Source organism: Aurantimonas sp. E1-2-R+4, assembly GCF_036549515.1.
In the GTDB taxonomy this organism is placed as follows: domain Bacteria; phylum Pseudomonadota; class Alphaproteobacteria; order Rhizobiales; family Rhizobiaceae; genus Aurantimonas; species Aurantimonas coralicida_A.
Genome location: NZ_JAZHLK010000023.1, coordinates 48,574 through 69,083, shown reverse-complemented (window position 1 = coordinate 69,083; position 20,510 = coordinate 48,574). Strand labels below are relative to the sequence as shown.

At 62.9% G+C, this 20,510-nt stretch carries 18 protein-coding genes; 9 read left to right on the top strand and 9 right to left on the bottom strand.

Annotated features, from left to right (window positions below):
* Positions 1-84: 84 nt before the first annotated feature.
* From VQ045_RS12195 to aceA, 9 genes are all read right to left on the bottom strand, one after another.
* Positions 85-1,542, bottom strand: coding sequence for a hypothetical protein (locus VQ045_RS12195; RefSeq protein WP_331830290.1), 1,458 nt, complete (start codon positions 1,540-1,542; stop codon positions 85-87).
* A gap of 473 nt (positions 1,543-2,015) precedes the next feature.
* Positions 2,016-2,651 (bottom strand): hypothetical protein, encoded by a 636-nt coding sequence (locus VQ045_RS12190; RefSeq protein ID WP_331830289.1) that lies wholly within the window; start codon positions 2,649-2,651, stop codon positions 2,016-2,018.
* A gap of 22 nt (positions 2,652-2,673) precedes the next feature.
* Complete coding sequence (locus tag VQ045_RS12185; protein ID WP_331830288.1) at positions 2,674-4,023, bottom strand: tyrosine-type recombinase/integrase; 1,350 nt, start codon at positions 4,021-4,023, stop codon at positions 2,674-2,676.
* Positions 4,024-4,855: 832 nt separating this feature from the next.
* The gene (locus VQ045_RS12180; protein WP_331830287.1) at positions 4,856-6,139 is read right to left on the bottom strand and encodes an NAD(P)/FAD-dependent oxidoreductase; all 1,284 of its coding nucleotides are present in this window, start codon (positions 6,137-6,139) and stop codon (positions 4,856-4,858) included.
* Positions 6,140-6,141: 2 nt separating this feature from the next.
* Entirely contained in the window at positions 6,142-7,572 is a 1,431-nt protein-coding gene (locus VQ045_RS12175; protein WP_331830292.1) for a glutamine synthetase family protein, read from the bottom strand.
* A 256-nt stretch (positions 7,573-7,828) separates the two neighbouring features.
* Positions 7,829-8,932, bottom strand: a complete 1,104-nt coding sequence (locus VQ045_RS12170) for a hypothetical protein (protein WP_331830286.1) — start codon at positions 8,930-8,932, stop codon at positions 7,829-7,831.
* 193 nt (positions 8,933-9,125) lie between these two features.
* Positions 9,126-10,448: a phenylacetate--CoA ligase family protein gene (locus VQ045_RS12165; RefSeq protein ID WP_331830285.1), complete on the bottom strand. Its 1,323-nt coding sequence runs from the start codon at positions 10,446-10,448 to the stop codon at positions 9,126-9,128.
* A 234-nt stretch (positions 10,449-10,682) separates the two neighbouring features.
* Positions 10,683-10,943: an SMc00767 family acetate metabolism repressor gene (locus VQ045_RS12160; protein ID WP_253962678.1), complete on the bottom strand. Its 261-nt coding sequence runs from the start codon at positions 10,941-10,943 to the stop codon at positions 10,683-10,685.
* A gap of 114 nt (positions 10,944-11,057) precedes the next feature.
* Positions 11,058-12,362, bottom strand: a complete 1,305-nt coding sequence (gene aceA, locus VQ045_RS12155; protein ID WP_331830284.1) for an isocitrate lyase — start codon at positions 12,360-12,362, stop codon at positions 11,058-11,060.
* Positions 12,363-12,753: 391 nt separating this feature from the next.
* On the opposite strand from aceA, the gene VQ045_RS12150 reads away from it, so the two are divergent.
* The 9 genes from VQ045_RS12150 to VQ045_RS12110 all read left to right on the top strand — a co-directional run bounded on the left by VQ045_RS12150 (position 12,754) and on the right by VQ045_RS12110 (position 20,509).
* Complete coding sequence (locus VQ045_RS12150; RefSeq protein WP_331830283.1) at positions 12,754-12,897, top strand: hypothetical protein; 144 nt, start codon at positions 12,754-12,756, stop codon at positions 12,895-12,897.
* Between the two features lie 88 nt (positions 12,898-12,985).
* The gene (locus tag VQ045_RS12145; protein ID WP_331830282.1) at positions 12,986-14,407 is read left to right on the top strand and encodes a helix-turn-helix domain-containing protein; all 1,422 of its coding nucleotides are present in this window, start codon (positions 12,986-12,988) and stop codon (positions 14,405-14,407) included.
* A 119-nt stretch (positions 14,408-14,526) separates the two neighbouring features.
* Positions 14,527-15,321 (top strand): aspartyl/asparaginyl beta-hydroxylase domain-containing protein, encoded by a 795-nt coding sequence (locus tag VQ045_RS12140; RefSeq protein WP_331830281.1) that lies wholly within the window; start codon positions 14,527-14,529, stop codon positions 15,319-15,321.
* 76 nt (positions 15,322-15,397) lie between these two features.
* Complete coding sequence (locus tag VQ045_RS12135; RefSeq protein WP_331830280.1) at positions 15,398-15,622, top strand: hypothetical protein; 225 nt, start codon at positions 15,398-15,400, stop codon at positions 15,620-15,622.
* A 189-nt stretch (positions 15,623-15,811) separates the two neighbouring features.
* Positions 15,812-16,288, top strand: a complete 477-nt coding sequence (locus VQ045_RS12130) for a GNAT family N-acetyltransferase (protein ID WP_331830279.1) — start codon at positions 15,812-15,814, stop codon at positions 16,286-16,288.
* Positions 16,289-16,432: 144 nt separating this feature from the next.
* Positions 16,433-17,536, top strand: coding sequence for a polyamine ABC transporter substrate-binding protein (locus VQ045_RS12125; protein WP_331830278.1), 1,104 nt, complete (start codon positions 16,433-16,435; stop codon positions 17,534-17,536).
* Between the two features lie 58 nt (positions 17,537-17,594).
* Positions 17,595-18,749 (top strand): ABC transporter ATP-binding protein, encoded by a 1,155-nt coding sequence (locus tag VQ045_RS12120; RefSeq protein ID WP_331830277.1) that lies wholly within the window; start codon positions 17,595-17,597, stop codon positions 18,747-18,749.
* A 3-nt stretch (positions 18,750-18,752) separates the two neighbouring features.
* On the top strand, positions 18,753-19,691 hold the full coding sequence (locus VQ045_RS12115; protein ID WP_442879862.1) for an ABC transporter permease subunit: 939 nt from the start codon (positions 18,753-18,755) through the stop codon (positions 19,689-19,691).
* Positions 19,691-20,509, top strand: a complete 819-nt coding sequence (locus tag VQ045_RS12110; RefSeq protein ID WP_327625834.1) for an ABC transporter permease — start codon at positions 19,691-19,693, stop codon at positions 20,507-20,509. The genes VQ045_RS12115 and VQ045_RS12110 overlap by 1 nt, the downstream gene beginning before the upstream one ends.
* The last annotated feature ends 1 nt before the right edge of the window (position 20,510 follow it).

Genomic DNA, 20,510 nt, shown 5'->3' with positions numbered 1-20,510 from the left:
TGACGCATCACTGCGACATCGTCGAAACCGGCAACACGAGTTGGCGGTTCAAAAACCGAAGCTGATCCTCAACGGTCGCCACGATCAAATCAACGACATGCAAAGGGGCCCGACCGGATCCCTTTGCATGTCGGCGCCAGCGTCGCCAAAGGGGTCAACATTCCAAGCGAAATGGGGGGCACGGTTCGAAGCGATTTGACAGTTCTGGATGATGTTGCCGGCTTTATCGAGTTCCAGGGCGTCCGGGAACCAGTCCTCCGGGGGTCTCTTGCGTCGGCCGAAGTCTTGGGGGCGATCTGCGGCTGAAGCCGCTTTCGAGCCGGCCTTCGCCTTCGGATCACCTACCAGATCGTCGTCATCGACCGGGGCGTCAGCCGGATCGCCGACGAGGTCTTCTTCCTCTTCGTCTTCCGGGTGCTCGGCCCAGTAGTCGTCCATGACGTCGTCGAACATGGCCTGTTGGTCGTACTTCGATTTCGCTTGCTGGCGCTTGTAGCCGGGGTCGTCCTGGATGAATTCGGACATGGCCTTGTAGGAGGGCCATTGCGTGATCGGGGTGTCCTTGGACTCGTCTTCGTCGAGCTGACCGAACTTGTGGATGCGGACCAGATCGAACGCGTTGACCAGCATGTCGGCACACGGGTCCGAGCCGTGATGCGAATAGAGGAACAGGCCCCCGTCTTCGATCACCGCGCCGCTCGTCGTCGTGCCACCCGTATAGGTGTAGCGAGGCTTCTCGCTACTATCGTCCACCGGCTCGTAGGGCAGCTCGAAATGGTCGATCGCCTCGATCACGTCGTAGGCGCGACAGAAGTCGCCGACAGGCCCCTTCTTCTCCGTCGGGTCTTCCGCCTTGTCGGCGTGCTCGCGGACGGTCTCGCCCTCGACGTGGGGCAGGATCGAAATGTCGCGCCAGTCGCCGTCGGTCGCCTCGAACGACTCCAGGATCGCGTCCGGGTCGAATAGCTCGCCCTCGCTTTGGCAGAAAAAGAAGTCGCCGTCCGCCGAGGTCGTCGGCATGAACATCATCTGCGCCTTGCGGAAAGACACCTTGTCGACCTGCTTCATCTCCGGGTCGAACATGCGCGCGATGATGCGGGAGAGCGGGCCGTACTCGTCGTTGGTCACCGGCCGGCAGAAGATGCCGACCACGCGCAGGCGCGGGTGTTCCTCGGTGTGTCGGCGGGAGCTGTGAGCGAACCATTCGAGTCCAGGCACGACCAAGCCCATGTCCATCCGATCGGGTAGATCGGGCAGAGTAAAATCGAGATCGAGAGTGAAAATGTCTGTCGGCTTGCCGGACTTCGCGTTGCGGCTCTTGCCTTCAATCTGCGTCCGGTAAAACCAGCCGTCCACGGACTTGAGTTCGACCTGCTCGTCATTCGACATGCCGAGGTAGGTCTTGAAACGCTCTTTGGTCCTGGTCGGTTCGGAAAATAGCTTGCGGAATTCGGATAGACTTGTGGCCTTGTTTTTGGCCTTGCCAAAATTCCTGCCGGTGCCGCGTGAATACCGGATTATGTGTCGGTCATTGGCCGCCATGGTGGTCCCATCTACGGTTGCGAACCGAGATCGGGCGGCGCGCAGAATCTACGGTCAGGAAGGTACTGACGCTAGGCGCTCCAGCCGTGCCTCGGGCATCGTGGACCAGAGGTGCCAACTGGGCGGAGAGGATGGGTCCTCCACGCATTGGATGTGGGCCCCCGCCTGCAGCTCAGCCGGGATGATGGGTGTGTTGCACGACCCAACTCGTCAAGTCTGACAGCCGGTAACGGCACGCGCGGCCGATTCGCACGACCGGTGGTGTGCCCGCCACGTTGTAGAACCGCCACTTTTCGAGCGTGGAAGTACTCAAATTGAGAAGACGCGCGGCCTCTGCGGTAGAGACCAGCAGCTGAGGGGTGTCATTAAGGGCCATTGGTGCCTTCCTTGATGGAACAGCACCAGCTTGCACGGACCGCGCTGAGCAATCGACGCGCGTGCAAAACACGGCATCACTGCTCGGATTTGCGGATTCATAGTTTCAACAGGCCTTTGTCAATCCAACCCTTGATCGTTCGCCCATTGAATTCTAGCGGAGCGCCCTTCTTAATCTCTTTGACGATTTCCGACATGTTCGGTCGCCCAGACCACAGGGGATATCCCTCGCTTTTCAGTCTGGCGATCACCCCCTCTGCGTATTCGATCGTCCCGGCACGATATTTCGCTTGGCGCTCCGCGGTATCGCGATTTCGCCTCTGCACCAGATCCTTTTTCGCAGCTTCTTTGGCTTCTCGTTCAAGAACCAGTTTCCGAAGCATCTTAGGAAGCCGGTACCGGCGGTCGTGAGCTGCGGTGGACAGCCAAGGGACATGAATGGGTGCTGAAAGTGCCGCTTCTAGCACGGCTTCGGGGGACATGGTCGTCAGGCCAAGGCCCTCAACGCGTTCAAGCCGATCCTGCATTTCTTCATTCTCAAGAGCCCTGGTTGTCCCCGGCAGGAGCCACCATGCGTCCTTATCAGTGCTTGTGGAGTGCTCGGGATCAAGACCGCTAAGCAGAAATCGGCTTTCGCTAGGCGACCAATTCGGCCGGCCTAGAAAGTCATTGAGGCGCTCCCTTTGGCGAGCTTGACAAATTTCGTCCTTCGTCTTCCCAGACATATAGGCCACAGCGTTCTCCTCCCGAGCTAGATCAAGCTTCCTTCCGAAGCGGAACCACGTCTGCTCCGCCACTGAGCGAGAGCGCGATAGATTCGGCGATCGCATTGGCGGCCTGCCGTAGAGGATCCGTCGCCAAGTGGGCATAGCGCGCTGTCGTCTTAGGATCCGCGTGCCCGAGCAGTCCCCCAATTAACGGCAAGCCCAATCCTCCGCCGGCGCCGAAGGACGCAAACGAGTGCCGCAAATCGTGCGCCCTTAGCCCCGACAAATCGGCACGTTGGGTAACGAGCCGCCAAGGCTTCTTTAGATCAGCTCGCTGCTTTTCCTCCGGCAGGCCCGCGCTCTCCGAAGCGATCACGTATCGGCCAATCCGAGGAAGGCTAACTAGGATGTCAAATGCTGGGTCGGACAGCACCACGGCCTTCTTGCCCGTTTTTGAGTCTGGGAGCAGAAGGATCCGCCGCTCTTGATCGAAATGCGACCACTCGAGATTGAGGACCTCGCGCAGCCGCATACCTGTAAAAATCAGTAGGCGGAGAGCCGCTGCTACATGCGGCGTGATGACGGTGCGGCGGTGCTTCGGAATATGTTTGGCATTCGGCTTGGTCTCGTCCACGGCCCACTCAATGCCAACGGTCTCCGCCTCCGTTATCGCTGCTCCGAGCCTGGTCAGTTCCTCTCGAGACAGAAAGCGCTCGCGGCCGACTTCCTCAAACTTCTCGATGCGGGTGACCGGATTGCGATGGTCCTCCGGAACAAAACCTGTGTCGGCCGCCCAGTTATAGATGGACGACAGGATCCTGACCGCCTGATTGGCAACGTACTTGCCCCCGCGGGTTGTCATCGGGGATGCGCGCTTCCTGGCGGTCGGCTTTCGAGCCTGAGCGCCTTTCTCCGCGATGTCGCTGTGCAGGCGCGCGACTTCCTGGCGTGTGACGGTCACGGCACGTTTCGATCCGATGCGCGGGTAGATGTGCGTCTCGAGGACTTGGCGATAGTGCGCCGCTGTGCTGGCCTTGCGCTTGGCAAGAATGTGTCGCCTGAACCAGGCCTCGGCGACATCTTTCACCGTCTCGCCAGCGCGTTCCTCGGCGCGCTCGGCTGCTGGATCGGCTCCCAGCCTTACACGTGCGAGGACATCCTTCGCTGCCGAGCGCGCCGCTTCCGGCATCATCGTGTCGCCTGCGGGGCCGAGGGTGAGGCGTCGCTTCGCCGCTCCGCGTCCGCCCGCGCCGGGCCGGTATTCGCATATCCAAGACGCCTTGCCGGAAGGGAAGACCCGCAAGCCAAAGCCGGCCAACTCGCTATCCCAATAGGTCACCGCCTTCGAGCCGGGGGTTATGGCTGCGACGGCGCGGCGTCCCAATTTAATGGTCGGCATTTGTTCTCTTCCCAACGTCTAGGCGCCTCGAGTCACCACCGAGTCGCCACCGTGCATTCAAATGGGAAGATACGCCGTCAAATCCAATATGGAAATATGCAAGATAAATCAGATGGTTAATGCAAGGCCATGCAAGAGGGTGAGGTGCCATGAAAGGCCAAAAATGAAGCTACGAATCTGGGGGTCAGAGGTTCGAATCCTTTCGGGCGCACCATTTCCCACTTCAGCCAATGATCAAGCCGGTATTCTGAACGAATACGGCCTCGCCGCGCGCTGCCGACACGTCGGCGCAGGCGCCGATCAGGATGATGCGCGGTNTTCCCACTTCAGCCAATGATCAAGCCGGTATTCTGAACGAATACGGCCTCGCCGCGCGCTGCCGACACGTCGGCGCAGGCGCCGATCAGGATGATGCGCGGTGCGCGACTGTGATTTCCGTGTCGCTGCAATCCATGCGCAGCCGAGGATCGACGGCTGCGCGTGGATTGCCCGCGAGGGTGTCCATGGGACTATTCGGTAGACGCGTGGAAGCTGACTACTTCTTCGGTTTGGGCGGCGTTGCGATATTTCCCTTCTGACTGGGCTGGGAGGCGTTCGGCTTCGGCGCCTGCTCCTTCTTCGACTTTCCCTTGCTTTCCTTCATCGACCTTTTCCCCGCTGATTGAGAAGCGAGCCCTCATCGGCTCGGCTGCCTCCGCAGTGTAGCAGAAACAGACTTCCGCCACGCGGTCATTTGTCCATGAAGGACATGCCCAATCAGCGGAGACGATCCGGTCCCGGATCGGGCAACGAACCTGCCGCCGTGGAACGGCTTTTCAAGCTGCCCGGGGCGTCAGATCCGGTCGCGCAGCGAAAACCAGGTCATCGCCAGGAACAGCAGCGGCGCGCGGACATGCCGGCCGCCCGGAAACGCCGGAATCCGTAGCGCTTCGAATTCGGCGAGCCGGTCCTGCTTGCCCGTCACCCGCTCGGCATAGAGCCGGCCGGCGAAATTCGCCAGCATCACGCCATGGCCGGAAAAGCCGCCGATGGTGGTGATGCCCGGCTCCAGGGTCCGGACATAGGGCAGCCGTTGCATCGTAATGCCGACGGTGCCACCCCAGGCATGGGTGAGGCGGACATCGGCCATCTGCGGATAGACTTCGGCGATCTGCTTGACGATGTGCCGCGCGATATCGCCGGTCGCCGACGTATAGGCTTCGCGGCCCCCGAACAGCAGCCGGCCGTCGCGGCTCTTGCGGAAATAGCGCACGACGAAGCGTGAATCGTTGCAGGCCTCGCCGCCCGGCAAAATGGCGTCGGGGGCGGCGAGCGGTTCGGTGGCCCCGATAAACGAGCCGATCGGCATCACATGGGCGTCGATCGCGCGATGCAGCCCCGTGCCATAGGCGTTGGTCGCGATCAGCGCCCGCTCGGCGGTCACCGTGCCGGCGGCCGTCGTTGCCACGACCTTGCGGCCGCGGCGTTCCAGTCGCTCGACCTTGGTGCCCTCGAACAGCAGTGCTCCGGCATCGGCGGCGACGCGGGCGCTGCCGACGACCAGCTTCATCGGGTTGATGTGGCCGGTGCCGGTGTCGCGGATGCCGCCGAAATAGCGGCGCGAGCCCAGCCGTTCGGCGGTCTCATCGGCGTCCATATAGCGCATATGCGGGTAGTCGTAGCGGGTCGCCAGATCGTCGACCTCGGCGCGATAATCGTCGAGATAGCGGCGCTTGTGGACGACAGACAACTGGCCGGGGCGATAGTCCACGTCGATGCCGTTGGCCGCGACGAAATCGGTGAGATGCGCCTTTGCCGCCTCAGCGAGGTCGAACAGGGCCTTGGACCGTTCGAAGCCGTAAGTCGCCTCGATCTCCGACGGCGCCAGCCGCTGGCCGGTGCCCATCTGGCCGCCATTGCGGCCGGAGGCTCCGTCGCCGAAGCGATGCGCCTCGAGGACGGCGACGCGAACGCCGCTCTGCGCCAGATGCAGCGCTGCCGACAAGCCGGTGAAGCCGCCGCCGACGACCACGACGTCGACGGCGAGGCTTTCGCTCAAGCTCGGATAGGCTGGCCGTGCGATGCTGTCCTCGTACCATGAGCGACCCGGCGCAATCGGAGACTGATAGGCATCCACGCTCAGACCTGCAAAAGCAGGAACTCGCGTTCCCAAGGGCTGATCACCTGCATGAAGGTCTCGTGCTCGCCGCGCTTGATGCCGGCATAGGTGCCGACGAATTCGCGGCTGAACACCTCGTGGAAAGCCTCCTCCGCCTCGAAGGCGGCGACGGCTTCGAGCAGGCCGCGCGGCAGTGAGATGCCGCCGCCCTCGTTCACCGTGCGATCCGTCGGCTCGTCGGGTCGAAGTCCCTTGACCATGCCAAGATAGCCGCAGGCGAGCGAGGCCGCGAGGGCGAGATAGGGATTGGCGTCGGAGGAGGGCAGCCGGTTTTCCACCCGCCGCCCGGCCGGGTCCGAGGTCGGGACGCGAAACGCCGTCGTGCGGTTGTCGTAGCCCCAGGCATTGTTGGTCGGCGCGCTCATGCCGTAGGTCAGGCGGCGGTAGGAATTGACGTAGGGCGCCATCATGATCAGCGCGCAGGGGACGTATTGCTGCATCCCGCCGATGAAGGAAAAGAACAGCTCCGATGCCGAGCCGTCCGCGTTGGAAAACACGTTACGGCCGGTCGCGCGGTCGATCACCGACTGGTGGATGTGCATAGCGGAGCCCGGCTGACCCTGGATCGGCTTGGCCATGAAGGTGGCGTAGATGTCCTGACCGAGCGCCGCCTCGCGGATAGTGCGCTTGAACATGAACACCTGATCGGCAAGTTCGAGCGGGTCGCCATGGCGCAGATTGATCTCGAGCTGCGCGGCGCCCTCTTCGTGGATCAGCGTGTCGATCTCCAGCCCTTGCGCGTCGGAGAAGTCGTAGATGTCGTCGATGAGCTCGTCGAACTCGTTGACGCCGGCGATGGAATAGGACTGTCCGCTCTGGATCTGGCGGCCGGAGCGGCCGATCGGCGGCACCAGCGGATAGTCTGGGTCGACATTCTTGGAGACCAGATAGAACTCGATTTCGGGCGCCACCACCGGCTTCCAGCCGCGCGACTCGTAGAGCGCCATCACCCGTTTCAGCACGTTGCGCGGCGTATAGGCGACGGCCGCGCCGCTCTGATCGACGAGATCGCAGATCACCTGCGCGGTCGGGTCGCTCTCCCAGGGAACCAGCGAGAGTGTCGACAGATCCGGCACCAGCTTCAGGTCGCCGTCATTGGGCGAATAGCGAAAGTCGCCGCTCTCTTCCGGGTATTCACCGGAGATGGTGTGCATGAACAGCGCCGAGGGGAGGGCCAGCGAGGTGTTGGCGACGAATTTCTTCGCCGGCATCATCTTGCCGCGGGCAACCCCGGCGAGGTCGGGCGTGATGCATTCCAGATCGTCGATGCCGCGGGCGCGGAGCCAGTCGCCGGCCTCGGACATCGACGCAACCCCACGCTTGCTTTGCAGAAAGGCGGGGTGCTCGTCGGGCGCCAAATGCAGCGGACCGAGGTCGCGCTTGACCGGCATCTTCGGGCCGCGAATCGGACTGGCCTCGTTGCCGCCCGATTTGGCTTTCGTCTTGTGGCGATCGATGCGCGCGGGAACCCCGCTACGCGGTGGTTTCGTGCTGGAGGTGTCGGCCATGCAATCCTTCGGCGCCATGCGGCTGGGGCGTTCAGCATAACCTTGCGGCGCAGACGTGGGAAGGTGCGCGACGGACCGACCATCGCGGGCGGCAAGGCCCGCGGCGGTCGCCTTGTCAGTCCGTGCCCATCGACCGCATCTAGAACCGCGTGGAAATCTTCACGCCGAATCCGTAGGTCCACTCCTCCTGCAGCCTGATCTCGGTCGGCACAGCCTGGAAATTGCCGGGAGAGACCTGGACCGTGTCGCGGCGGAACAGTTCCGTATCGCGGAATTTTCCGTAATCGGCATTGCCCGTCAGCGCCAGCCGAACCGGACCGTTTTCGACGCCGATACTGCCCGACAGCGAACCATAAGTCAGCGTTTCGTCGGTCTCGACCGCGATGTGCTGTTTCACGTTGGCCAGTCCGGTGGCGAAAAGACTGTCGCGCAGATCCGCGTTCACGAAAGAGGGGCCGATGCGTCCGCCGAAGTCGTAGGTCACCCGGGTCGGATCGAGATTCACCGCGCCGTTGACCACGATTCCCGCGTAGGGGGTAAAGGCATGCTCCTCGATCGTACTGTAGTATTGGACCATCGTCCGGGGATTGGGAAAGATCGGCGTCCTGAATTTCGCCGAATGGCCGATCTCGGTATCCGTATAGCTGTAGTGGAGTCCGGCGACGAAACTGAAGGCCAGCGCGTCCGGGTCGCCGGGCAGCCCCTTGCCGAAGGTCGCGAAGGGATTGAAGACGGCTTCCAGCTTCGTTCCCCACTGGGTGACCCCGATCTCGGCGCGGGACTTGTAGTCCGTCGGCCAGCCGACGAAGAAGCCGGGATTTTCACCCACCCCAGGCACGCCGAAATTGGCAAGCCGGACCCGCTCGTTTCCGGTAAACGAGGCGCGCCCTTCGACGTCGATGATTTCGGCTTCGAGAACCAAGCTGTGTAGGACGGAGCGACCCAATCCACCGAAGGCATCGCCGAATAAGGGACCGAGGTCGATCCCCGCGGCCGCGCGCATGCCATTCGTGTCGACCTCAAAGGATTCGAGCGGGTTTCGCAGCGTTCCCGTCGGAAACTCGAAGGCAAATCCATTCACGGTGATGCTTGGCCCCTCGACATAGCCGATGTCGAAATATGTGAAGATCTCGTTGGTGTCCGCATCGAAGCCGCTGAAATGATGGGCGAAGGCCGGCTCAGCTGCCAGAATTCCTGCCAGCACCGTCGTTGCCGCCAATGCGTAGGTTGGGTTTTTTGCCATAATCTTCGTGCCCCTCACTCGCCGCTTCCTCGTCGGATTCCCCTGCGGCATGAATTGCAGGTTGTCGGTGTATAGCGAGTCAAGCAACAGAATTATCCGTCCAGACGGCCGCCTTTCCATTGCAGTTGCTCCTATGCAACAGGATTCCTGTGCGGCTATTATTATAAGATTGTTTTATAAATGCGTGGACGCGTCACGGTTGTTTTTCGCTCCCAGCTGTTGACGTTGAGAGGGAAACGGTACGCTGGAATTTGTGACCCGCAGTGCGTGGAATGTCGGCGACGGGTGTGGCGAAAATGGTCACGTCGGGAAACAGGTCGCGACGCGCCAACTCCTGTAGCCCTGCCGTGTCGACTTCGGCGCCAGCGTCGGCGGGAATGAAGATCAGCTCGACGCGCGTAGGAGAATGCTGGACGAGCTGGAATTGCCGATATGGCACGCAGGCACGCAATGTGCCGGTGTGGAGGTTGGCGAACCGCGTGCTGCCATCGCTGAAACGAAACAGATCGCGCGAGCGGCCGCCGATGGCGCTCAGCCGAGGCAGGGTGCGCCCGCACGCACAGCGCCCCTTCGCCATCCTCCCGTGATCGCCGATCCGATAGCGGATCAGCGGCATCACCGTGTTGTAGATCGGCGTCACCAGCACGTTGCCCATCTCGCCAGCCGGCAGAGGACGGCCGCGATCGTCGACGATCTCGACGAGTAGGGTTTCCGACGGGATATGGTAGTCGCCCGAAGCGGGGCATTCGATCGCGATGAAACCGATCTCCTGCGCTGAATAGGCATCGACGACCTTGGCCGCGAAGCCGGCCTCGATCGTCGCGCGCTGATCGCGCGACAGCGCCTCGCCATAGGTCAGGACCGTTTCGATGCCGAGCGACGGGCCGGCGTTGCCGAGCGTCGCCGCGATTTCGGCCGCGATGCTCGGATAGGCCGAGAGATAGGCGGGGCGGCGGCGGCGGAGCCAGTCGATCTGTTCGGAGATCGGCGTGGCGACCGCCAGGATGTGCTGCGGCCCCTTGGGGGCGGAAAGCGCCCATCCATGGGTCAGCCGACCGTCAGGATAGGCTGCGGCCTTGTCCGTCGTATGGCAGATCAGCGCGAGGGGCTTGCGCGGATCGAGGTTGTGCCAGCGCAGCATGCGTTCGTTCAGGCAGGCGGAGACGAGTTGGGCCAGCCGGGTCTTGGCGACCAGCAGCGGCTGGCCGCTGGTGCCGGAGGTGGTGCTCCAAGACAGCGGCTTCAGGTGCTCGGGCACCCGCTGCGACATGAAATGCTCCTTGTCGTTGCCGAGGAGTTCGTCACGGGTGAGGACGGGAAGCTCCGACCAGCGCTCGAAGCGGACGCTGTCCCCGGCAAAGACGCGATCGAGGCGGGTGGCATAACCGGGAACGTCGCGGCGTGCCTGGGCCAGCATCGCGGCGAGAAGCGATTGCTGATGCTGGCGCAATTGGCTGGGCGCCATGCGCTCGCAGCGGGCCATCAGCGCCATGAATTCGGCGATCGGTCCGGTCATGACACCGGGGCGTGGCACGCCAGCCGCTGGCCTTGGGATTCAGCCATCCGGCGCGGCTGAGAAAACAGGCGCGTCCGTATCGTGTCGGGCATCCGGTCCTCCGCCACGGGCTTGTGGGCCACGAAGCATAGCCGGCCGGTCGAGGAGAGAAAAGGAGATCGGGTCAGGCAGGCGATGCCGGACCGCAGTCATGCCGCGGCCCGGTCTCACTCATGACGGCAAAACCGTCTGACCTCACCCCTCCGTCTTGACGACCACCGGGATCAGGAGATCGCCCCAATTGCCGTTGCCGGAGTGGTGGCGGGCGGAGCGGACCAGCTCGACCGACACGCCGGATTCGACCGCCTTCATCACCGACTGATTCAGCCGATGCAGATCGTTGGCCAGCATCCGGATCGCCGTCTGCTGGGCGTCGTCCATGGCCGACGACTGCTCCTCGGCGCGCTCCTTGACGCGGGTCCGCGGGCGTTCCTGGTCGTTTGCAACTGCGCTCATCGTTCTTCTCCAAGGTTCGGCGGGTTGCCGGTCAGGCGGGCCAGCCTTCGATGATCCAAGCTTCTGGGTGGAGGGGGCCGGATGCCGGCGACGGCGATCCGGCCCGTCTGATGTTTATTCCGCGGCTTCGCGGACCGGCGTTACCGGCTTGAACTGGTCGCTCTCGGTCGACTCGCCCATGGCGGTCGTCGAGGACAGTCCGCCGCTGATCGCCATCGACACGGCGTCGAAATAGCCGGTGCCAACCTCGCGCTGGTGTTTGGTGGCGGTATAGCCGTCCGCCTCCGACGCGAATTCGGCCTCCTGCAGCTCCGAATAGGCCGCCATCTGCCGGTCCTTGTAGCCGCGGGCGAGTTCGAACATGCCGTGGTTCAACTGATGGAAGCCGGCGAGCGTGATGAACTGGAACTTGTAGCCCATCGCGCCGAGTTCGCGCTGGAACTTGGCGATCGTGGCGTCGTCGAGGTGCTTCTTCCAGTTGAAGGAGGGCGAGCAATTATAGGCCAGCATCTGGTTCGGGTGCTCTTTCTTCACCGCTTCGGCGAAGCGCCGCGCCTGGTCGAGATCGGGCTTGGACGTCTCGCACCAGATCAGGTCGGAATAGTCCGCATAGGCGATGGCGCGGGCGATGCAGGGCTCGAGCCCGTTCTTCACCCGATAAAAGCCTTCCGCCGTGCGGCCGGCGTCGTAATCGACGAACATCCGGTCGCGCTCGTCGATGTCGGAGGTGAGAAGCTTGGCGGCTTCCGCGTCGGTGCGGGCGATGACCAGCGAGGGCACGCCCATGACGTCGGCGGCAAGGCGCGCGGCCGAGAGGTTGCGGATATGCGCCTTGGTCGGGATCAGCACCTTGCCGCCGAGGTGCCCACACTTCTTCTCGGACGCGAGCTGGTCCTCGTAGTGGACGCCGGCGGCGCCCGCCTCGATGAAGGCCTTCATGATCTCGAAGGCGTTGAGCGGGCCGCCGAAGCCAGCTTCCGCGTCGGCGACGATCGGCGCGAACCAGGTGTCGACCGACATCTCGCCCTCGGCGTGCTCGATCTGGTCGGCGCGTTGCAGGGTGCGGTTGATGCGCCGGCAAAGCTCAGGCGCGGCGTTGGCCGGATAGAGCGACTGATCGGGATACATTGAGGAGGCGGTGTTGGAATCAGCCGCGACCTGCCAGCCGGAGAGATAGATCGCCTTGAGGCCGGCGCGCACCTGCTGCATCGCCTGGTTGCCGGTCATCGCCCCGAGCGAATTGACGAAATCCTCCGAATGGATCAGCTGCCAGAGGCGGTTGGCGCCATTCTCGGCGAGCGTATACTTGATCTGCACCGACCCGCGCAGGCGCTGCACGTCCTCGACCGAGTAATCCCGCGTGATGTTGTCGAAGCGGCCTTCCGGAGCGGACGGAACGAGATTGTAAAAATCAGTCATTGCGAGGGTCCTCTTTTCTCGATCGCTGCCGGGTGAGATCTTTGACATAATCTTGACAGCACCTGACGATTGAGATCGCACCGCATTAAAGCCTTGTCTACAGGCCTCTTACAGGGATCAGCGCAATTCGGGTCGTCTTGTCAGAGCTTTCACAAAGTGATCTTGTAAAATTGTAAAAAATGTAATATTGATTTAGGCGTAGGCTCGGTGCCTCCAGCGCGGCCCGGATATCTGTGTCCACCGCGCAACGGGGCCTCGGAATTGCGCCCCTTCTGCCCCTAAGTTCCTCGACCGCCACACAAATTCGCCACGGATTCCATGAATCTCAATCTTTTCCTGCGATCCTCCCACTCTGTCACGAGACACGGTCGATCGACCGATGGAGCGGAAAATGAATACGGTTTCGGTGTTGGTGCGTTACGTCGAGGTGGTTCGCGGCCTGCTGCGGCCGAGCTATCACCCCGAGCGCTATTACATGCGCGGTCCCGGCCCGGCCTGCCTCAAGCGTACAGGCGGTCTGCGGACCGGCGCCTGAGCCACGCTGCGCTTCGGTGTCGGCGAGGGAGCGAATCCTGTAGCGCCGACGGCGCCGGTGCAGCGCCGGCTGTCGACGGCCGGCGCTGATGGCCGAGAACAAGATCTTCGCCGGGCCGCGCATCCGGCGCATTCGCAACGGACTCGGCCTGACCCAGACGGCGATGGCCGAAGGGCTCGGCATTTCGCCCTCCTATCTCAACCTCATCGAACGCAACCAGCGGCCGCTGACGGTGCAGCTCATCCTGCGCCTGTCGGGATCCTACGACATCGACCTGAGCGATCTTCAGAGCGGTGAATCGCGGGGTTCGGTCAACGAATTGAAGGCGGTCTTCTCCGATCCGCTGCTGGTGGGGGAATTGCCGGGCGAACAGGAGCTTCTGGAGATCGCCGACGCGGCTCCGAACGCCGCCGCCGGCATCGTCAAGCTGCATCGGGCCTACCGCGAGCAGCAGGGACGGCTCACCGATCTGTCCGAGCTTTTGGCGCGCGAGGGCCGCGAGACGCGGCTTTCCGGCGCGCGGCTGCCGATCGACGAGGTGCGCGAGGTCTTCGAAACCCGGCCGAACTATTTGGCGGCGATCGAGACAGCGGCCGAAGGCTTTCATCAGGCTCTCTCTCCCGGTGACGATCTGATGGCCGCGTTGAAAGCGTGGATGCGCAAGGAGCACGACGTCGCCGTGCGCGTCCTGCCGGTGCAAACCATGCCGAACTGGCGCCGCCGCTTCGACCGCCATTCTCGTCGACTGTTCCTCTCCGAGCGGCTGGCGCCGGCCGACCGCATTCGCGAGACCGCCCTGGAGGCCTGTCAGCTCGCGTTCGGCGACGTCATCGCCACCGAGACCGAGATCTTCGGCTTTTCCAGCGACGAGGCCCGGCGGCTCGGCCGTTTCGAGCTTTTGCGCTATGCCGCGCATGCGCTGATGATGCCCTATGGCGCCTTTCAGTCCGCGGCCGAGCGCGCGGCCTACGACATCGACGTCCTGCGCGGGCGCTTCCAGGTCTCGTTCGAGCAGGTGGCGAACCGGCTGACCATGTTGCAGCGGCAGGGCGCGCCGGGGGTGCCCTTCTTCATGCTGGAGGTCGACAATGCTGGCAATCGCTTCCGCCGCGCCGGCGCGCGGGGCTTTCCGGTCCAGCGTTTCGGCGGCGGCTGTCCCAAGCTACCGATCCACGCCGCGTTCGCCCAGCCGGGGCAAATCCTGGTCGAGACCGCCGAGATGCCGGACGGGGCGGAGTTCTTGCTGTTCGCGCGGACCCTGGAAGGTCTGCAGGCGGGTTTCGAGGAACGCCCCCGGCGGACCGCGATCCTGATCGGCTGCGACATCGGCTTCAAGGACGAGACGGTCTATGGCCGCCATCTCGGCTCGAAATCGGTGGCAACCAAGATCGGGCCGGCGTGCCGCCTGTGCGAGCGGCAAGGCTGTCTTGCGCGCGCCGAGCCTCCGCTGACCCGGCCGCTCGGTCTCGACGAGATGGTCACCGGGCTCAGCGCGTTTGATTTTCAGTAGCAAGTGCCCAAATTCTTGCGAGCCACGTCGGGCGGTCACACGATCGTCACATGGCTTGTCGAAGTCGGCCGCCGGAACCAGAAACGCGGCCCTGGCCGATGAATGCAAAGCAGGAACCGATGGACAAGAGCGTCAGCCAGCAGCAACAGAAGACCGAAGGGCTCGAGGACACGATGGGAGGGGACGGGTTCGTCGCCCGATCGGTCCAGCGCCTCGTCGACGGCGCGGAAAAGCTCAACCTCAAGCATTCGGCGGTCGGCAACCCGCCGGTGTTTCCCACCGACGATTTTCCCTGGGCCAGGGAGGTCGAGGCGGAGTGGCGGCTGATCCGCGCCGAACTCGACAAGATCCTGGTGCGCAAGGGCGAGCTTCCCGCCTTCCACGAAATCTCGTCCGAGGTGCGTTCGATCTCGTCGGACCAGAACTGGAAGACGTTCTTCCTGTGCGGTTACGGCATCAAGTCGCAGGAGGCGATCCGGCAGTGTCCCGAGACCTGGCGGATCCTGCAAAAGATCCCGGGGCTCAAATCGGCGATGTTCTCGATCTTCGAGCCCGGCAAGCATTTGCCGCCGCATCGCGGACCCTACAACGGCGTGCTGCGCTTTCATCTGGGGCTGATCGTGCCGGACGCGCCCGATAAGGTCGGGATCCGCATCGATGATCAGACCCGCCATTGGCGCGAGGGCGAGGCGCTGATCTTCGACGACGCCTATGAGCACGAGGCCTGGAACCATTCCGAGCAGGTGCGGGTGGTGCTGTTCGTCGATTTCGAGAAACCGACGCGCTTTCCGGCCAATCTGACTAACAAGGCGGTTTTGAACATGGCGGTGTTCACACCGTTCATCCGCGAGGGCTACAAGGCACACAAGGCCTGGGAAAAGCTGTTCTACGGCGAGGGTCAGAAACACCGATAATGAACCATCCGCAAACTTCAGGTGGTCTCCAGTCGGCGTCGACGTGTAGAGGAGATTTCGAAGGGCTCGGGATCGAATGACGGAAGGCGACAGGGAGCGGCTGAAACTCACGGCCAACTTTCTGAACATACTGGCTGCAGGCACCGTCATCACGGGCGGCGTTGCGCCGCTCATCGCGGCGATCTTCCAGACATCCGTCGTCAGTTTGGCGGGAGGATTACTGGGCTCGCTCATTTGCCTGGCCGTAGGTTATCTCCTACATTCAGCGGGACGATCGCTCTTGAGAAGGCTCGACCGATGACGAATTTCGAGCTTTTCGCATATTTCGGCGCGCCAGCCCTCATGTTGGGCTCCGCCCTGGTACTTGCTTGGTACGCCAAGCATCACGCGTGAGGCGCCGGCTGTCGTTGCGCCACGCCTCGCGCGCACTGTTCGTCACCAGTTTGCGCGTTTCCGTTGCCATGCTCGGATGAAGCTCTTCTGGCGGCCCATGCTCACGGGCGATCTCGCCGAGGTCGTCGTCTTGGCCGAGCGTGTCCATCCCGACCTGCCGGAGGACGCGGCCGTATTTCATGACCGCCTGCGGCTTTTCCCGCGTGGATGCCTGGTTCTCGCCGACGGGGCGCAGGGTCCGATTGCCGGTTATGCCGTCGGTCATCCCTGGCTGGACGGTCCGCCGCCGAAGCTCGACAGCGTTCTCGGCGTCTTGCCCGAGCCGGGCGCCTGCTTCTATATCCATGATGTCGTCGTCGCGCCGGAAGCCCGCAAAACAGGCCATTCGCGCGTTGTCGTGGAACAGCTTCTCGAACTTGCCGCCTCCTATCGCTGCGCGACCTTGGTGTCCGTCTATGGCACCGTGCCGTTCTGGTCGCGTTTCGGCTTTCGTGATGCCAGCGAGACGCTGCCACCCGGCGCCCTCGGCGCCTATGGGGCGGATGCGCGGTTCATGATGCGAGCGAGGCGATAATAGCTGCCCCGCAATTCTTCCGCTGCTCCCGATGCAAGCCTCTAGGAATCGGCTCGCCGATGTTCTTAACTCTCGATCAGGATGCGAACCGGGTCCTGCCGACGGCATGACCGGTCTTTCAATTCGGATAGGGAGTCGGACCAGATGAGACGAACCATCGCAGTGATCGGAGCGACCGTGCTTGCCATGGGCGCCGCCGGAATCGGCGCGGCCTCCGCACAGGAGGAAAAGGTCGTCAACGTCTACAATTGGTCGGACTATATCGACGATTCGATTCTCGAAGAGTTCACCAAGGAGACCGGGATCAAGGTCGTCTACGACGTCTATGATTCCAACGACATTCTCGACACCAAACTGTTCGCCGGCGGCAGCGGCTATGACGTCGTGGTGCCATCGACCGAGTTTCTGGTGCGCCAGATCGAGGCCGGGTTGATGCAGCCGCTCGACAAGTCGAAGCTGAACAATCTCGGCAATATGTGGGATGTCATTTCCGAACGCGTTGCCGAGTATGACAAGGTAAACGATTATTCAGTTAATTACATGTGGGGGACTACGGGAATCGGGTATAACCAAAAAATGGTTGATGAACGCCTTCCGAACGCGCCGACCGACTCTTGGGACCTGATCTTCGACCCGCAATATGCCGCGAAGCTTGCCGATTGCGGCATCATGATGCTGGACGGGGCGACCGAAGTGATCCCGGCCGCCCTGAACTATCTCGGCCTCGATCCGGATTCGACCAAGCCCGAGGATATTCAGGCTGCCGAAGACGCACTGCTCAAGGTCCGTCCTTATGTGCGCAAATTCCATTCCTCGGAATATATCAACGCCTTGGCTAACGGCGATATTTGCGTGGCCTACGGCTATTCCGGCGACATCTTCCAGGCGCGGGACCGGGCGGCGGAAGCCGGGCAGGGGGTCGAAATCAAGTATTCGATCCCGAAGGAAGGCGCCCGCATGTGGTTCGACCAGCTGGCGATCCCGGCCGACGCGCCGCATCCCGGTAACGCTCACATCTTCATCAACTATCTGATGCGGCCCGAAGTGATCGCCAAGGCGACGAATTACGTCGTCTACGCCAATGGCAACAAGGCCAGTCAGGAGTTCGTCGATCCGGCCATTCTCAACGACAAGGCCGTCTATCCCGACGATGCCACCCTGGCCAAGCTCTATACAAAGGAGGCCTACGACGCGGGGACCCAGCGTCTGGTCAATCGCGCGTTCACGACGGTCACCACCGGTCAGTGATAACGGCCGCTCCCGGCGCTCGCCGCCGGGGGCACATGAGGCTTTGGTTCGGACGGTGATGGCGAGCGCGCAAAAATCTCTTGGCAATATTCGCCGCAGCTTCGAGCCCTGGAACGAGCCATCCGCAACGCCGTTGATCGAGTTCGACGGCGTCACCAAGCGGTTCGGCGAATTCAAGGCGGTCGACGATCTCTCGCTGACGATCTACCAGCGCGAATTCCACGCGCTGCTCGGGCCGTCTGGCTGCGGCAAGTCGACGCTCCTGCGGATCATGGCGGGCTTCGAGGAACCGAGCCAGGGCGATGTCCGCCTCGACGGCCAGAGCCTCATCGGCATGCCGCCGCACCGCCGGCCGGTGAACATGATGTTCCAGAGCTATGCGCTGTTTCCGCATATGGACGTCGCCGCCAACATCGCCTTCGGCCTGAAGCAGGATGGCATGGCAAAGTCGGAGCGGGACGACCGGGTTGCCGAGATGCTGAAGCTGGTCAAGCTCGACGGCTTTGCCGGCCGCAAGCCGCAGCAGCTTTCGGGCGGCCAGCAGCAGCGGGTGGCGCTGGCCCGCTCGCTGGCCAAGCGGCCCAAGGTGCTCCTGCTCGATGAGCCGCTCGGCGCGCTCGACAAGAAGCTGCGCGAGGAGACCCAGTTCGAGCTGATGGACCTTCAGCAGGAGATGCATCTGACCTTCCTAATCGTCACCCACGACCAGGAGGAGGCAATGACCATGGCCGACCGCATTTCGGTGATGCGCGAGGGCAAGATCGTGCAGGTCGCAACGCCCGAGATCATCTACGAGGCGCCGGCGACACGCTACGTCGCCGATTTCATTGGCAGCGTGAACATCATGGAAGGCGAGGTCGAGCATAGCCGCAACGGGTTGACCCGCATCGCGGCTAAAACCGGCGTGACGATCGAAGCCGAAAGCAGCCTCGACGTGACACCCGGCGAGACGGTCTTCTTCGCGATCCGGCCGGAAAAGCTGCGCCTGTCCCGTCGTGCGCCTGCGGATCAACAGGTGAACGCTTTTCGCGGCGAGGTCTGGGATATCGCCTATCTCGGCGACATGACGCTGTTCAACGTCAAGCTGGCAAGCGGCGACATCGTCCGCGCCGCGACTTTGAACGCGGCGCGCGGCTCGGACGAGCCGATCGGCTATGACGAGGAGGTGTGGCTCACCTTTCCGGCCGACGCCGGCATCGTGCTGGGAAACTAGATGATGTCGGTCGAGGCGGCATCCGCGACGAAGCCGTTTCGGACGAAGACCGGCCGGCTCTACCGCAAGCTGGTCATCGGCCTCCCGTTTCTCTGGCTGCTGGTCTTCTTCCTGGCGCCGTTCTTCATCGTCTTCAAGATTTCGCTGTCGCAGATCGCGCTGGCGCAGCCGCCCTATCTGCCGGCCTTTCCACTGGAAAGCTTGCCCGAATTCTGGAGCAATCTGAGACAGTTCTCGCTGGACAATTACCGGTGGCTGGCCGGCGATCCGCTCTACATCAATTCCTATCTGTCCAGCCTGAGGATCGCCGCCATCGCGACCGCCGTCACGTTGCTGGTCGGTTATCCGCTCGCTTACGGCATGGCGAAGGCGCCACGCGGCCTGCGGCCAATCCTGGTGCTGTTGACGATCCTGCCGTTCTGGACGAGCTTCCTGATCCGGGTCTACGCCTGGATCGGCATCCTGAAGACCGACGGGCTGCTCAACCAGTTCCTGATGTGGCTCGGCCTGATCTCCTCGCCGCTGGTGATCATGAACACCAACCTCGCCGTCTATATCGGCATCGTCTATTCCTACCTGCCGTTCATGGTGCTGCCGATCTATGCCTCGCTGGAGCGTATGGATCATCGCCTGGTCGAGGCGGCCAACGATCTCGGCTGTCCGCCGGTCAAGGCGTTCTGGGCGATCACCTTTCCACTGTCGCGACCGGGCGTCATCGCCGGCATCATGCTGGTGTTCATTCCGGCCGTCGGCGAGTTCGTCATCCCGGACCTTCTCGGCGGCTCGCGCACGCTGATGATCGGCAAGACCTTGTGGAACGAGTTCTTCTCCAACCGCGACTGGCCGGTGTCCTCGGCGGTGGCGATCCTCCTCTTGCTCGCCCTGGTGCTGCCGATCGTCTGGTTTCAGCGGGCGCAGGCAAAAGCCACCGGGAACGCCTGATGTCGAAGAGCTGGAGCCCGTTCAATATCGTCTCGGTGGTGCTCGGCTTCGCGTTCCTCTATCTGCCGATCGTCCTCTTGATCATCTACTCCTTCAACGCCTCGCGGCTGGTCACGGTCTGGGCGGGCTTCTCGACCGTCTGGTACCGGGAATTGTGGAACGATCAGGCGCTCCTCGACGCCGCCTGGGTCACCATTCGGGTGGCGCTCCTGTCGGCGAGCCTGGCGACGATCCTCGGCACCCTCGCGGCGACGGCGCTGGTGCGGTTCTTCGATTTTCGCGGCCGGCTGCTGTTCACCGGCATGGTCTATGCGCCGCTGGTGATGCCGGAGGTGATCACCGGCCTGTCGCTGCTGCTGTTGTTCGTGGCGCTCGATTTCGACCGGGGCTTTTGGACCGTGACGATCGCCCATGTCACTTTTTCGATGTGCTTCGTCGCCGTGGTCGTCCAGTCGCGGCTGGTGACCTTCGACCGCAGCCTGGAGGAAGCTGCGCAGGATCTGGGCTGCCCGCCCTGGAAGGCGTTCTTTCTGATCACTCTGCCGGTGATCTGGCCTGCCGTCGCCGCCGGCTGGATGCTCGCCTTCACGCTGTCGCTGGACGATCTCGTCATTGCCAGCTTCACCTCTGGACCCGGTGCCACGACCCTGCCGATGAAAATCTACAGCCAGGTCCGTCTCGGCGTCACGCCGAAAATCAACGCCGTCAGCACGCTCCTCGTCGCGGTCGTTGCCGTGGGCGTCATCGCCGCCGCGCTGGTCACCAAACGCCGCGAGGTACGCAGACGCCGGGACGAGCGTTTGGCCGCGGGCGGCTGAT

What these genes read in the sequence shown, in the direction of transcription:
- VQ045_RS12170 (WP_331830286.1), bottom strand. Translation starts at nt 8,932, where the DNA reads ATGGCAAAAAACCCAACCTACGCATTGGCGGCAACGACGGTGCTGGCA.
- VQ045_RS12110 (WP_327625834.1), top strand. Translation starts at nt 19,691, where the DNA reads ATGTCGAAGAGCTGGAGCCCGTTCAATATCGTCTCGGTGGTGCTCGGC.
- VQ045_RS12120 (WP_331830277.1), top strand. Translation starts at nt 17,595, where the DNA reads ATGGCGAGCGCGCAAAAATCTCTTGGCAATATTCGCCGCAGCTTCGAG.
- VQ045_RS12150 (WP_331830283.1), top strand. Translation starts at nt 12,754, where the DNA reads ATGAATACGGTTTCGGTGTTGGTGCGTTACGTCGAGGTGGTTCGCGGC.
- VQ045_RS12130 (WP_331830279.1), top strand. Translation starts at nt 15,812, where the DNA reads ATGCTCACGGGCGATCTCGCCGAGGTCGTCGTCTTGGCCGAGCGTGTC.
- VQ045_RS12165 (WP_331830285.1), bottom strand. Translation starts at nt 10,448, where the DNA reads ATGACCGGACCGATCGCCGAATTCATGGCGCTGATGGCCCGCTGCGAG.
- VQ045_RS12135 (WP_331830280.1), top strand. Translation starts at nt 15,398, where the DNA reads ATGACGGAAGGCGACAGGGAGCGGCTGAAACTCACGGCCAACTTTCTG.
- VQ045_RS12140 (WP_331830281.1), top strand. Translation starts at nt 14,527, where the DNA reads ATGGACAAGAGCGTCAGCCAGCAGCAACAGAAGACCGAAGGGCTCGAG.
- VQ045_RS12185 (WP_331830288.1), bottom strand. Translation starts at nt 4,023, where the DNA reads ATGCCGACCATTAAATTGGGACGCCGCGCCGTCGCAGCCATAACCCCC.
- VQ045_RS12160 (WP_253962678.1), bottom strand. Translation starts at nt 10,943, where the DNA reads ATGAGCGCAGTTGCAAACGACCAGGAACGCCCGCGGACCCGCGTCAAG.
- VQ045_RS12125 (WP_331830278.1), top strand. Translation starts at nt 16,433, where the DNA reads ATGAGACGAACCATCGCAGTGATCGGAGCGACCGTGCTTGCCATGGGC.
- VQ045_RS12145 (WP_331830282.1), top strand. Translation starts at nt 12,986, where the DNA reads ATGGCCGAGAACAAGATCTTCGCCGGGCCGCGCATCCGGCGCATTCGC.
- VQ045_RS12195 (WP_331830290.1), bottom strand. Translation starts at nt 1,542, where the DNA reads ATGGCGGCCAATGACCGACACATAATCCGGTATTCACGCGGCACCGGC.
- VQ045_RS12175 (WP_331830292.1), bottom strand. Translation starts at nt 7,572, where the DNA reads ATGCCGGTCAAGCGCGACCTCGGTCCGCTGCATTTGGCGCCCGACGAG.
- aceA (WP_331830284.1), bottom strand. Translation starts at nt 12,362, where the DNA reads ATGACTGATTTTTACAATCTCGTTCCGTCCGCTCCGGAAGGCCGCTTC.
- VQ045_RS12115 (WP_442879862.1), top strand. Translation starts at nt 18,753, where the DNA reads ATGTCGGTCGAGGCGGCATCCGCGACGAAGCCGTTTCGGACGAAGACC.